We start from the raw sequence: 12988 nt of genomic DNA, 5'->3' as shown, positions 1-12988 counted from the left end.
GATAGGGGATAATACAGAACATAAATAAATTTATAGTGAGAAATTAGAATGGAAATTATATTTTTCTAGTTTTGTATGAATTATCAAAATAATTCTTCGAGTGATTAACGTGTAAAAATGCTCGAATGTAAAGTACGTATTTAATAGGATATGGAGAGCAAAAGGGGAAATAAGTATTCATTTATAAGCTTTTGTAATCGTAATAGTGCGGGATATAGAAAATATTTCTCAATAATAAAATGAAGAGAAACATATGAAGAAGTAGAATAGATTCCTTTATAATAGATTTAAATTAATTAACTTGGTTAATTATTAAGTTTTGTTAGATGGAAAGGAGAGAATGTTATGGCGAACGTACTCGTAATAAATTTTCCTGGAGAAGGCCATATTAATCCGACGCTAGCAGTTGTTAGTGAGCTAATTCGGCGTGGGGAAACAGTCGTGTCATATTGTGTTGAAGATTACAGAAAAAAGGTTGAAGCAACAGGTGCTGAATTTCGAGCATTTGAAAACTTTCTTTCGCAAATCAATATTATGGAACGAGTAAATGAAGGTGGTAGTCCTTTAACGATGCTATCTCATATGATGGAAGCATCAGAACGTATTGTTACTCAAATAGTAGAAGAAGCGAAAGGAGAAAAGTACGATTATTTAATATACGATAATCATTTTCCAGTAGGACGTATTATAGCGAATGTTTTACAATTACCTAGTGTTTCTTCTTGTACAACTTTTGCTTTTAATCAGTACATTACTTTTAATGATGAGCAAGAATCGAGACAAATAGATGAAACTAATCCACTATACCAATCTTGTTTAGTTGGAATGGAAAGATGGAAAGAGCAATATGGAATGAAATGTAATAGTCTGTATGATATTATGAATCATCCTGGTGATATTACTATTGTATATACTTCAAAAGAATATCAGCCGCATTCGGATGTATTTGATGAATCTTATAAATTTGTCGGTCCATCAATTGCTACTCGTAAAGAAGTGGGTAGTTTTCCTATTGAAGATTTAAAAGATGAAACAGTGATTTTCATTTCTATGGGAACAGTTTTTAATGAGCAACCGGTGTTGTATGAGAAATGTTTTGAAGCGTTTAAAGATGTAGATGCGACGGTCGTATTAGTCGTTGGTAAAAAGATAAATATAAATCAATTTGAAAACATTCCGAATAACTTTAAGTTGTATAATTATGTGCCACAATTAGAAGTTTTACAACATACTGATGTATTCGTGACACATGGAGGTATGAATAGTTCGAGTGAAGCGTTATATTACGGTGTTCCGTTAGTTGTAATTCCGGTAACAGGAGATCAGCCATTAGTTGCGAAACGATTAAATGAAGTAGGGGCAGGCATAAGACTTAATCGTAACGAATTAACTTCTGAATTGTTACGTGAAACTGTAAAGAAAGTAATGTGTGATGTGACGTTTAAGGAAAATAGTCGTACGGTTGGAAAGTCGCTTCGAAATGGTGGTGGGTATCAAAGAGCGGTTGAGGAAATATTTAATTTAAAAATGAAGCCGTTTTCAAAGCTTAAGTAGATGTTAAAAACACACTTACTACTTTTAATCTGTAAGTGTGTTTCTTGTATTAGCCTTTAAATAAATTACATAAAAACCACCGTAATGGTGAAACTTTTGTGTATATAAACCGGTATCTTTGTATTAGTAGAAAAATTACGGTAAAATAATACTAAGAAAATATATAAGTTTTGGGGGTAATGAATGGAAAAATTATTCGAATACGTATTATTAACAATTGGATCTATTATTGTAGCTGGTTCACTAGAGCTTATTTTAGCGCCTAATGGATTAGTAGATGGTGGAGTAACTGCGATTGCTATTATGGCAAATAAAGTTGCAGGATTACCGCTTTACGGAGTTTTTTTAGGACTTAATATTCCTATTTTACTATTTACTGCAAAAGTAATGGGGAAGAAGTTTTTCATCCGTACTTCTTATGCAAATGTTGTTACAACACTCGGATTGATCTATTTAAAGCCATTTCCAGCTATTACGACTTCAGAATTATTAATTGTACTTTATGGAGGAGTCCTATTTGGTGTTGGGATTGTTGTAAAAATGGGCGGAGCAATTGATGGATCAGAAATGTTAGCTGTTTGGATGAATAAGTATTTTAAAGTACCAATTAGTACATTTTTACTTGCTGTAAATGCGGTTATTTTTGTATTTGTTGCTATTTTATTTTCAATTGAGCAAGCGATGTTTTCATTAGCAATTTTCTATATTGTTACGAAGATGATTGATTTCATATTAGACGGTATTAATCAAGGGAAGAGCGTCATGATTATTTCGAATAAAAATAAAGAAATTGGCGAACTGCTTATGAAAGAATTACAGCTGTCTGTTACGTATCTACATGGAGAAGGTGGTTTTTTAGGAGAGCACCAGAGAATTATTTATTGTATTACAAATCGTTTCATTTATCCGAAAATGAAAGATCTCGTTCTCTCTGTAGATCCAAGTGCTATAATTGAAGCTTCTTATTCAACAGAAACAACTGGTGTAAAGCGTCCAGGAAGGACAGCGAGATCAGGGCAAGTATCAGAAAAATAGTGAATGAAAATAACTCCACGTAAGTATAACTTGCGTGGAGTTATTTTTAGTTAGGGAACCAGACTCTTTTCAGCAATTTGACAACAGTTTCGATACAATCTTCTGGAATACTGCCGAAACCGAGTAATACATACGACGCCTCCCTTAAATTATGAACAGAATCGTATGTTGAGAGAGGGTACAACTTAATGCGTTGTTTCGCAGCAGCATGAATAAGTTCTTGTTCGTTCATCCCATTATGAACGTGAAGTACGATATGAAGTCCTGATTGTTCGCCGAGTATTTGAACACGAGATTCCATTTCATTTTTGATAGATTTAACTAGTAATGTATGCTTTTTTTTATATAACGTACGACTACGGTTTAAATGACGCTCCCAATCACCATTGTGAATAAAGGTTGCAAAAGCGAGTTGCTGCAGGGTAGAAACCGTTTGTTTAAACATGCCACCAAGTTCTTTATAGGTTTTTAAAAGATGAGGTGGTAAGACGATATATCCCATTCGTAAAGAAGGTAAAAAGGATTTCGAGAAAGTTCCCATATAAATAACACGTTCCTTTGAATCCAGTCCTTGTAAAGAAGGAATAGGTTTTCCTACATAGCGGAATTCCCCGTCGTAATCATCTTCAATAATATATCCTCTGCAATCATTCGCCCATTTTAATAGTTCGAGTCTTCTAGATAAAGGCATAATTATTCCAAGTGGAAATTGATGTGATGGAGTGACGTATGCTACATTAGCACCTGATTCACGTAAAGCTGAAATATGAATCCCTTTATCATCTAAAGGGATAGGGTGAATGGGAAGATTAGCACTTTGAATCATAGTAGTTATACGGTGAAATCCAGGATTTTCGATTCCGTATGCTTTTTTTGAACCAAGAAGTTGAAATAGTAGCCAAAGAAGAGGCTGCGTACCGGCTCCGATAATAATTTGATCAGGTGATGAATGTACCCCGCGGGCATGATATAAATATTTTGAAATATGCTCTCGTAGAACGAACTCACCTTGAGGATCTTCTTTAGCAAATAGTTCATTTTCATACTGGAATAAAGTTTCGTGTAATGCTCTTTTCCAGTTTGTAATTGGAAAAGTTTTTTGATCAATAAGCCCTTGGCTACAATCATAGTCATATTGTTCTTTCTTTATATTGTTAGCGCTGTTTGACACAACTTGTTGTTTATTTTGAATGACATCAATATCAACTTCCGCAACGAAAATCCCACGTTTCGGTTTGCTTACTACATACCCTTCAGCTAGTAATTGTTGATAAGCAGATTCAACTGTAATACGGCTCACATTAAGTTGTACCGCTAAGTTTCTGTGAGAAGGAAGGCGTGTACCGGCACGTAGTGATCCTTGAGAGATTTCTCGTTTTATATATTTGTAAATTTGTAAGTAAATGGGTGTTTTGCTTTGTAATTGCAATGGGATAGTAAGATCCATTTTATGAATTCTCCTTTAAAAATTGGCCTTATAAAAAAGAATCAAACTGTCACTTAAGTTAGGGGCAGTTACTTCTTATAATAATGATATAACATTTAGAAAATTTTATAAATAGTAAGGGGAGAGTCATAATGAATATTAGAGAAGTAGTAACAGAAGCTGGTTTACATGATGTATTACCCGTTTTACAGCAATTACGAACGAAACTTTCAAGAGAAGAAGCAAGTTCTTTATTTCAAAAAATGAAAGACGAAAATTATAAACTACTCTCGTTACAGAATGAAGATGACGAAGTTGTTAGTCTAGCTGGTGTAGCGATTTGTACGAATTTCTATAATGAGAAACATGTTTTCGTATATGATCTTGTAACTGCGAAAGCTCACAGATCAAAAGGGTATGGTAAGGTTCTGCTGTCATATGTAGAAAAATGGGGGGAAGAAAACGGGTGCAGTTCTATCGTTCTTACATCAGCGTTTCCAAGAGTTGATGCACATCGTTTTTATGAAAGAGAAGGCTATGATAAGGTAAGTTATTCTTTTTATAAAGAGTTATAATACTAAGTAGGTTCCGTGTGTGAAAATATATGGAACCTATTTTCTTTTACAGATTTGAGCTAGGAACAGGTCTAGTAATATAATTTGTCGAATATTAGAAATTAACAAGGGAATATTGTATTTAGAAAATGTTAGGAGCGTTTATACTTGGAAAAAATAAAGAAATTATCTATACCAAATGATGTAAGAGTCATCATTATTTCTGATATTCATGGAGAATTAGATCTTTTTAAGGAACTACTACATAAAGTTAATTTTAAAGATGAAGATTATTTAATTATTAATGGTGATCTTTGTGAGAAAGGAAGAAATAGTATTGGCGTCGTAAACTATGTGATGGATCTAGTAGTTAGCAAGCCAAATGTTTATGTGATTGAAGGGAATTGTGAAGTTGTAGTTGAAGCGCTTGTAAATGAAAATCCTGCGCTAATAAATTATTTGTGTACGCGAAAGAACACAATTTTTACTGAATGGCTAGGGCAATTGAACGTTACAGTTAATGAAGAAAGTGATATTTGTGAAGTGAAAAACATATTGATGAGCCATTTTTCAAAAGAAATAAAGTGGCTAACAGAGCTGCCAACTGCTATTGAAACTGAGGAGTATATCTTTGTACATGCTGGCCTTGAAGATAGAGAAGATTGGAAAGAAACAGAACGAAAAAATGCGATAGCAATGCCGGAGTTTTATAATAAATCACATAAAGTAAATAAGTATGTAATAGTGGGGCATTGGCCTGTTGTGAACTATTCTGATGAAGCCCCGTCTAACAATCCAGTTATTGATAAGGAGAAAAAGATTATTGTAATTGACGGCGGAAATGCGATTAAAGAGGCAGGGCAATTAAACGCATTTATCATTCAGAGAACAAGTGCAAGTGATACGTTTTCTTATACATATGTAGACTATTTTCCAGAATATGAAGTGATAGTAGATTTTAATGCGAACTCAGAAATGCAGGGCGGGGTTACCTATCCATATTATTACATAGTGCCGATGGAGAAGATGCAAGATTATACAATATGTAAGCAAAAGGAAACGAATAAATTACTATCTGTGAAAAATGAATATATTAGCCAACTTGATTCAGGTGAATACACAGTGAAAACCGATATTTCTTGTGCACAAATAAGCGTAAGAAAAGGGGATATTGTTTCTCTCATTGATGGTAGCTGTTCAGGATATAATTTAATTAAAAAAGATGGAGTAGAGGGCTGGATAGAGAAGGGAATTCTTCTTGAAAAAAATGAAAAGTAGTTAAAAATATATAACTGAAAATAGGAGGGAATTTATCCTCCTATTTTTTATTGCTGTAGACGTTACAATCGTATTTCTTCTAATTTGTTATATAGTTTATCTTCGGAAACTCCATTTTGCTTTAGTTTTTTAGTTTTATAAAAGTATGTACGAAATTCCTCGGCGACATCTGTAATTTCAGGTATTAATAGTATTATTAAGTAATTGAATGTTTGTATTTTGATTTTTCCGAAAAAATATTATAATTGTATATGAAATAAAGAGGAATGTAGGAGGAAATTATGCAAAACGTTATATTAAAGGGGAAAAAAGTTACGATTCGTACAATAGAAGAATCAGATATAAAAACATTATGGAGCTTCATATATAAAGAAGAAAATCCAGAATGGAAGAAATGGGATGCACCGTATTTTCCGTTTGCAATGCAAGAATATTCGTCCTATAAAGAGAAGATGCAAACGCGTTTACGAGAAGAACCGCTATCAAATTTAATAATAGAAAATAAAGGTCAAATTATAGGGACAGTCGGATTTTATTGGGAACATAAACCGACACGTTGGTTGGAGATGGGAATTGTTATTTATGATCCAGCATACTGGAATGGTGGCTACGGTACAGAAGCATTAACACTATATAGAGATTTGCTATTTGAAAATATGGAGATTGGTAGAGTAGGGCTCACAACTTGGTCTGGAAATGAACGAATGATGAAAGTAGCGGAAAAAATAGGAATGCGATTAGAAGGTAGAATGCGAAATTGTCGATATTATAACGGGACATACTATGATTCTATTCGAATGGGAATGATTCGTGAAGAATGGGAAGAGCTTTGTGTAACGAAGGGGTGAGGAAGCGTGTACGCTATTATTGCTACATTTGATAGAGTGTTTACTTATAAAATTAGAGAATTGCAAAGTGAATTAACGAATATAATCGGAACAAACCAACTAGCTGGAGTAGAACCCCATATTACATTGGCTGATTATAATGAGTTAGATGTTAATTTATATACTGAGAAATTAGAGGAGTTTGTAGCTTTTCAAGAGAACATTGCTGCTGTAACTTTTCCTTCTGTTGGAAATTTTCCTACTAACAGAACGATCTTTCTAGCACCGACCATTACTGATGAATTATTAAGACTTCATCATTCTTATCATGATTATTTCAAAACTTTTCATGATAGTCCACAGTCCTATTACGTACCAGGAAAATGGGTTCCGCATTGCACGATTGCTAATGTATTAAATTCAAATCAGTTTTTAAGTGTAATGGAATATATATATGGAAAATTTGATGTTACAACAGCTTCGATTGAGAAGTTAAAATTAATTAAGGTAAATTATGAAAATGGTTCTGCCATTTCTTCTAGTATATTAGCAGAATATAATTTAAAGAGAATGGAGACATCGAGATGACATATGTAATTAGAGAAATGAAGCAAGAAGATATTCATGCTGTACAGAACGTAGCAAAAATAGCTTGGCATGATACTTACGAAGGAATTATTCCGAGAGAGGTTCAAGATAGCTTTTTAGATGAAGCATATTCTGATGAAAAAATGAAATATCGTCTTAAAAATACACATTTATTCGTTGCGGAAGAAGAGGGGGAAGTAATTGGATTTGCGAATTTTTCACCAATTAGACTGCAAAATGAAGCAGAATTAGGTGCGATTTATTTGTTGCCAGATCAGCAAGGGAAAGGGATAGGGACAGCTTTGTTACAAAAAGGGATCACGACGTTAAAAGGGATTCGAAAAATGTACATTCATGTAGAAGCGGAAAATGAAAAAGGAAAACGATTTTATGAAGCAAATGGTTTTGCGGCTTTAGAGCAATTTGAAGAAGATTTCGAAGGGCATATGCTGCAAACAGTGAGAATGGTTTTATACATATAAGGAGGATCAGAAATGAAAATTTTTGATTTCAGTGAAAAAGTGGGAAAGCATATATCAGCATTTCAATCTAACTTTATAATGTCAAAAATATTAAAACATCAAGGGAATATACATATCGGTTCTATGCATCTACAACCGAATGGAGTTATTGGATATCATGAAGCAGTTGTATCTCAACTGCTTCTAATTGTACAAGGAGAAGGATTTGTTTGCGGATCAGATAAAGAAAAAGTGAAGATAGGAGCTGGACAAGCTGCGTTTTGGGCGAAGGGCGAGTTACATGAAACGAGTACGGAAAAAGGATTGATGGCAATTGTTATGGAGGCGGAGAATCTTGAACAAGCGATATTAATGCTTATTAGTGATGGGGAGTTGTGAAAAATGATAGAAAAGGCAAATCAAGAAGATACAAAAGAAATATTACAGTATGCAGCTCAATCGCTTTTTGAAGGAACGAGAGGAAATTGTCAGTTAAGTACAGAGAAAGCGATTGAAATAACAAAGCCAATAGTGGAAAAGGGCGCATATTATTTAGTCATTAAAGAAGAAAATAAAGTAATGGGATGGATATTAATAGGGGAAAACACTGATTATTTTTCTCATGAAAAACTAGGGTTTATATACGAATTGTATGTGTTTTCAGAGTATCGCGGGAGAGGGTTATCACGAAAATTAATGGAAGCTGGGATCAAGGAACTACAAGAAAAGTATTCAGAAGTTCGCTTGAATGTATTTGCTGGGAATTTTGCAAAAGAGATGTACGAAGAATTTGGGTTCATTGAAAGACAAGTAATTATGACTTTGAAGTGAGAAAATATTTCAAGCTGGAATAGCAAAATATAAAATAAAAGAAGCCGATGAATAAATCGGCTTTTTAACGATACATCGTCCACATTCCAATATCTTTAAACCCTAAACGTTTATAAATTCGTCCAGCAGCCGGATTGTTATAAAATAAGCAAAGCGTTCGGCCTTCTTTCGTAAAGTCTTGAATCATTTTCTGTAATATGAGCGAAGCATATCCATTCCCGCGATAATTCGGATGTGTACAGACGCCAACTACCATAGCGGATAATGAATTTTCAGCGGAAGTAGAGGCGGATGCGATGATTGCGCCATCTTTTTCAATATAATATGTACGTCCTGTAGTTGTTTCGATAGCTTGCCTTAACATTTTTTCAGATTCATTAGCAGTCGGAAATTCAGCAATGTTACTTCGTAATTTCATAATTCGTTCTATATCATCGAGTGAGGCAAGTTTAATTGTTTCATGAATTGGTGTGCTAGGTAAGTTGCTGTCATTTAGACATTCGCAAAAATACATTTCATTTTTGGCGCCTAGTTGTACACTTGGAGCAGTTTCAAATCTTTCTACAATAGTTGACTTGCCAGAGAGTTTAAGCGGCTTATATGCGGAAAGAAGTGCCTCATAGTCAGTAACCACAAACTCTTCTTTACTATACGGTATAAATGTATCGTGAAAGCGAAGTAAAATCGATTTTAATGTTCCATTCTCTTTATATACGCCCCATAATTCTTGAAAGTCTGTTTCATAACCGAAAGCTTCTAAATCCCCAATAATAAACAAGTTAAGGGCTGCTTCTTCTTTTAGGTAAGCGAATACTTGTTCATGATCTTTCTTTGTTAATTTTCTCATCATAAAAAATCGACCTCTTTTTTATTTTTCTAAATATTACAACTTAAGTTTTTTGAAATCAATATAAAATTTTATGTTTAGTTCACCAACTTTCGGAAAAACTAGGAAAGATATGACAAAGGAGGTTATGAACGGTGGATCATCCAATTCAAGGTTTAATGAAAGCGGCAATGGAAAATTTAAAAGAAATGGTCGATGTAAATACGATTGTTGGAGAGCCTGTTCAAACGGCTGACGGTGGTGTAGTGTTAACGGTTTCTAAAGTAGCGTTCGGTTTTGGAGCAGGAGGTTCTGATTTCCAAACGAATGATGGACAAAGAGCGAACGGTAACCCTGCATTTGGTGGCGGTAGCGCGGGTGGTGTTTCTATTACACCAGTAGCATTTCTTGTAGTGAATAAAGATGGAGTAAATATTCTGCATCTACAAAATGCGACACATTTAGCAGAAAAAATAATTGAATTAGCTCCACAAACAATTGATAAAATTCAATCGATGTTCCAAACAGATGAAAAGAAAGAGGGAAATCATCACCCTCAAAACCCAGATGAAATCCTTTAAAAACGCCTGCTTATGAGCAGGCGTTTTTTCTTGTAATCAGTATGTAATAAAACACATGAAATTGTAAATAGTTTTTGAAGTTTTTTCTATGTTTCTAAAATTTTTCATGTTAAAATATGCTATAGAATTGAAACATATAAAACGAAGGTGGCTAGGTGCTTTGTCTGGAGGATCTGACCAAGTAAACAATATGATATATATTAATGGTAATCGTCGGGGTCATTGTTTTATTACATCTGGAATTACGTTTAAAGAGTTTGCAAGTAACATCCCTTCACCGCTTCATCAAGTATTGCTTTTAAAGCATAATTTTGAGTGGACAGATTTTCATTATCATACTTTATTTGAATATGTTGAGGAAGAAAACATACATAAACTCATTCAAGCAGAGATTGATGAATTTGATGAATTTTGTTGGGTAGATTTCGATGATGCAAGCGATTTAGATGAGTTAGAGCCAAAAGAAATTGCAGAATTATTATATTTGGCTCACAAAAAAGAACCACTTGGAAGAACGTTCTTCCCATTGTTGAAGAATAGATTCGTTTATTTTTCACATGATGACGGTTGGTACAACAAAGTGTATTACCGTAGAATCGGTGATTTTGTAGGAATGCTAAGTAAAGTGATTCCATATAAACTCGGTTCGTTTGGAAAGAAACGTTTTACTTTCTTCCAAAAATCAAAAATTTTCCCAGCAATTTCAAAGGAAGTTATCCTTGGGCTTATGCCGTTAATGGAAGATGGGTTATACATTGATTTAGCGGGGAAAATTGAGTCGAGAAGAGGTCTTGAAATTCCGGTATATGTAGTAGGATCATTCGAAAGTACGGATGAGGTACTAGATAATATCGATGAATTGAAAGCGGAAGCAACAGAAACGGGTTGGCTCATTTTTGATAAGAAAGAACAAGAGTGGCAATGGGTTGTAGACTAAGAAAACTTGGCGCATGAAGTCAAGTTTTCTTGTCTTTTGAAAGGAGAACAAATGAAGAAATATTATACAATTGTGGGTATTGTAAGTATTATTCTCGTGGCAATATTACTTATAACTTGTCCGAAAGAATCAGATTTTAAATTGTATTTAGAGGATAAGTATGCATTGAAATGTGACGAGAGTAGCTTTGAATGCACGCAAAATGTAGATGAAAAAAAAGAGAAATTACAGTTTGAAAGTATTGATGCACGAAATGGTGTTTTCTTTATGACTGTAAAGCAAACGTATAAAACAGAAGCTGGTGTTACGAAAGAATATAGCGGAGTAGGTATATTCGGTACATTTCTTTTTGTTTCAGAGAAGACTTTCTAGTAATAGAAGGTCTTTTTTTTATGTTTATGTTCATATAGATGAAGTAAGACAAGCATAGGAGGGGTATTGATGAAGAAGGGATGTATCGTTTGTGGTGGTGAGGAGTTTTTTTCTTCAACATTATATGCACGTACGAAACAAGATTGGGCATATGCGCCAAACATGTACCGATTTGAAAAGGTGTTTATTGAGCATAGAGATGAAGAAAATTATCCAGTTTTTCAAGAAATTACAGCGAAGCATTGTTGTGGATGCGGTCATATCATGTTGTATCATGAATGAACACACCAAGTATAACTTGGTGTGTTTTTTTTAAAACGCTGATAAAGCAAGCGGATATAGTAAAGTGAATAAAACAGAAAAACTGCCAAAACCAATTGCGGTATATCCAAGTGTTCTCGCTCCAAAATTGACAGCTAATAAGCCAACTAAAATAGCAAGGGAGCCGAGTGTAACAGGATAAAAAGCAATGGAGAATAACGAAAGAAATAATGCGACATAGCCTATCATTGCACCGGTGTTTGTACCTTCTATTTCATTTGCAATTTCTTTGCGCTCATGTCTAATCGGAATACCAGCCGGAGATATTTCAGCTGCATACTCTTCGTTTTTTTCACCACTTTTAAAATGATGATTTCTCTTTCTTCGCATGTACATCCCTCTCTTTCAATTGGGTGTATCTATAGTATCTTTCATAAGGAGCAGAACATGAGTATGAGTTAAACCCAAGTAAAGCAAAAATTGGAGAAAATAGATTCCGTTGTTATCCTGTTCATCTCCTTATGAAGATAAAGTGAAACTTTAATCAGTGGGGGTTTTGTCCATCCTCCACTGATTATTAGCCTTCACCAATCGGGCTTTTACGGGCAGTTATCTTCCAACTAACTTCCTCGCATTCGCCGAATTCTACTGCCCGTTAATGCGGGATAAACAGGAATTTTGGAAAATGATGTAGAATGAAATGAATGATAATAACTGAAGGTAGGGGAATGTATGACGAGGTTTAATTGGCATGAATCGGCAGAGAAAAAATGGGATAACAATGCAGAGTTTTGGAATCAAAATAGTCAAGAAATGTGGGATAGCGGGAGCAGGAGTACAATCATTCCATTTTTTGAGCAGTACGTGGAAAAGGAAGTACAAGTGTTAGATGTTGGCTGTGGTGATGGGTATGGTACATATAAATTAAGTCTTACTGGGTACAAAGCGGTTGGGGTGGACTTATCGGAAGTTATGATTCAAAAGGGTAAGGAGCGCGGAGAAGGCCCAAACTTATCTTTTATAAAAGGTGATCTTTCTTCATTGCCATTTGAAAATGAGAAATTTGAAGCAATTATGGCAATTAATTCTTTAGAATGGACCGAGGAGCCGTTGCGAGCATTAAATGAAATAAAGCGTGTTTTAAAGAAAGATGGATACGCATGTATTGCAATTTTAGGACCGACAGCAAAACCGAGAGAGAACAGTTATCCTCGCCTATATGGCAAAGATGTTGTTTGCAATACGATGATGCCTTGGGAATTTGAACAGTTAGCAAAAGAACAAGGATTTGAAGTTGTAGATGGAACCGGCGTATATAAGCGCGGAGTAAATGAGAAGATGTTAGGTCAACTACCTACAGAGTTACAACAAGCGTTAACGTTCTTATGGGTATTTATGTTAAAAAACGTATAACGAAATCAAAGAATTTTTAGGAGGTAAAAAAGTGCAGAAAATAC

Annotated in this window: 17 protein-coding genes; 14 read left to right on the top strand and 3 right to left on the bottom strand. The window is 34.4% G+C overall.

Features of this window, described 5'->3' with window-relative positions:
- The first annotated feature begins 345 nt into the window (after positions 1-345).
- Positions 346-1554 (top strand): macrolide family glycosyltransferase, encoded by a 1209-nt coding sequence (locus tag ACE38F_RS17850; RefSeq protein WP_375370713.1) that lies wholly within the window; start codon positions 346-348, stop codon positions 1552-1554.
- A gap of 183 nt (positions 1555-1737) precedes the next feature.
- Positions 1738-2589: a YitT family protein gene (locus tag ACE38F_RS17845; RefSeq protein ID WP_375370714.1), complete on the top strand. Its 852-nt coding sequence runs from the start codon at positions 1738-1740 to the stop codon at positions 2587-2589.
- A 46-nt stretch (positions 2590-2635) separates the two neighbouring features.
- On the opposite strand, the gene pdxR is transcribed toward ACE38F_RS17845, so the two are convergent.
- Complete coding sequence (pdxR, locus tag ACE38F_RS17840; RefSeq protein ID WP_375370715.1) at positions 2636-4036, bottom strand: MocR-like pyridoxine biosynthesis transcription factor PdxR; 1401 nt, start codon at positions 4034-4036, stop codon at positions 2636-2638.
- Positions 4037-4167: 131 nt separating this feature from the next.
- Here pdxR and ACE38F_RS17835 point away from each other — a divergent pair, with 131 nt between their 5' ends.
- From ACE38F_RS17835 to ACE38F_RS17805, 7 genes are all read left to right on the top strand, one after another.
- A complete protein-coding gene (locus ACE38F_RS17835; RefSeq protein WP_215556127.1) occupies positions 4168-4590 on the top strand; it encodes a GNAT family N-acetyltransferase in 423 nt (140 codons plus the stop codon).
- 147 nt (positions 4591-4737) lie between these two features.
- Entirely contained in the window at positions 4738-5847 is a 1110-nt protein-coding gene (locus ACE38F_RS17830; RefSeq protein ID WP_375370716.1) for a metallophosphoesterase, read from the top strand.
- A gap of 281 nt (positions 5848-6128) precedes the next feature.
- Positions 6129-6695: a GNAT family N-acetyltransferase gene (locus ACE38F_RS17825; protein WP_375370717.1), complete on the top strand. Its 567-nt coding sequence runs from the start codon at positions 6129-6131 to the stop codon at positions 6693-6695.
- Positions 6696-6701: 6 nt separating this feature from the next.
- Complete coding sequence (locus ACE38F_RS17820; protein ID WP_375370718.1) at positions 6702-7262, top strand: 2'-5' RNA ligase family protein; 561 nt, start codon at positions 6702-6704, stop codon at positions 7260-7262.
- Entirely contained in the window at positions 7259-7744 is a 486-nt protein-coding gene (locus tag ACE38F_RS17815; protein WP_215556131.1) for a GNAT family N-acetyltransferase, read from the top strand. Before ACE38F_RS17820 ends, ACE38F_RS17815 begins: the two co-directional genes overlap by 4 nt.
- A 12-nt stretch (positions 7745-7756) precedes the next feature.
- Positions 7757-8122, top strand: a complete 366-nt coding sequence (locus tag ACE38F_RS17810; protein ID WP_375370720.1) for a cupin — start codon at positions 7757-7759, stop codon at positions 8120-8122.
- Positions 8123-8125: 3 nt separating this feature from the next.
- Positions 8126-8554, top strand: coding sequence for a GNAT family N-acetyltransferase (locus ACE38F_RS17805; RefSeq protein ID WP_375370721.1), 429 nt, complete (start codon positions 8126-8128; stop codon positions 8552-8554).
- A gap of 64 nt (positions 8555-8618) precedes the next feature.
- On the opposite strand, the gene ACE38F_RS17800 is transcribed toward ACE38F_RS17805, so the two are convergent.
- Positions 8619-9404 (bottom strand): GNAT family N-acetyltransferase, encoded by a 786-nt coding sequence (locus tag ACE38F_RS17800; RefSeq protein ID WP_375370722.1) that lies wholly within the window; start codon positions 9402-9404, stop codon positions 8619-8621.
- 131 nt (positions 9405-9535) lie between these two features.
- On the opposite strand from ACE38F_RS17800, the gene ytfJ reads away from it, so the two are divergent.
- The 4 genes from ytfJ (at position 9536) to ACE38F_RS17780 (ending at position 11552) form a co-directional block, all read left to right on the top strand.
- Entirely contained in the window at positions 9536-9961 is a 426-nt protein-coding gene (gene ytfJ, locus ACE38F_RS17795; RefSeq protein WP_002127061.1) for a GerW family sporulation protein, read from the top strand.
- Between the two features lie 160 nt (positions 9962-10121).
- The gene (locus ACE38F_RS17790) at positions 10122-10898 is read left to right on the top strand and encodes a hypothetical protein (protein ID WP_002085994.1); all 777 of its coding nucleotides are present in this window, start codon (positions 10122-10124) and stop codon (positions 10896-10898) included.
- A 51-nt stretch (positions 10899-10949) separates the two neighbouring features.
- Positions 10950-11270 (top strand): hypothetical protein, encoded by a 321-nt coding sequence (locus tag ACE38F_RS17785; RefSeq protein WP_002118741.1) that lies wholly within the window; start codon positions 10950-10952, stop codon positions 11268-11270.
- Between the two features lie 69 nt (positions 11271-11339).
- Positions 11340-11552, top strand: coding sequence for a hypothetical protein (locus ACE38F_RS17780; RefSeq protein ID WP_002012518.1), 213 nt, complete (start codon positions 11340-11342; stop codon positions 11550-11552).
- A gap of 30 nt (positions 11553-11582) precedes the next feature.
- Here the strand turns inward: ACE38F_RS17780 and ACE38F_RS17775 are convergent, their stop codons facing one another.
- On the bottom strand, positions 11583-11921 hold the full coding sequence (locus ACE38F_RS17775) for a hypothetical protein (protein ID WP_001253195.1): 339 nt from the start codon (positions 11919-11921) through the stop codon (positions 11583-11585).
- 342 nt (positions 11922-12263) lie between these two features.
- Here ACE38F_RS17775 and ACE38F_RS17770 point away from each other — a divergent pair, with 342 nt between their 5' ends.
- Complete coding sequence (locus ACE38F_RS17770; RefSeq protein WP_215556141.1) at positions 12264-12944, top strand: class I SAM-dependent methyltransferase; 681 nt, start codon at positions 12264-12266, stop codon at positions 12942-12944.
- Positions 12945-12988: the final 44 nt, after the last annotated feature.

Origin of the sequence: Bacillus altaicus (assembly GCF_042136375.2) — a bacterium.
GTDB classification, from domain to species: Bacteria; Bacillota; Bacilli; order Bacillales; family Bacillaceae_G; genus Bacillus_A; species Bacillus_A cereus_U.
This window is presented reverse-complemented; position numbering and strand designations above follow the sequence as displayed.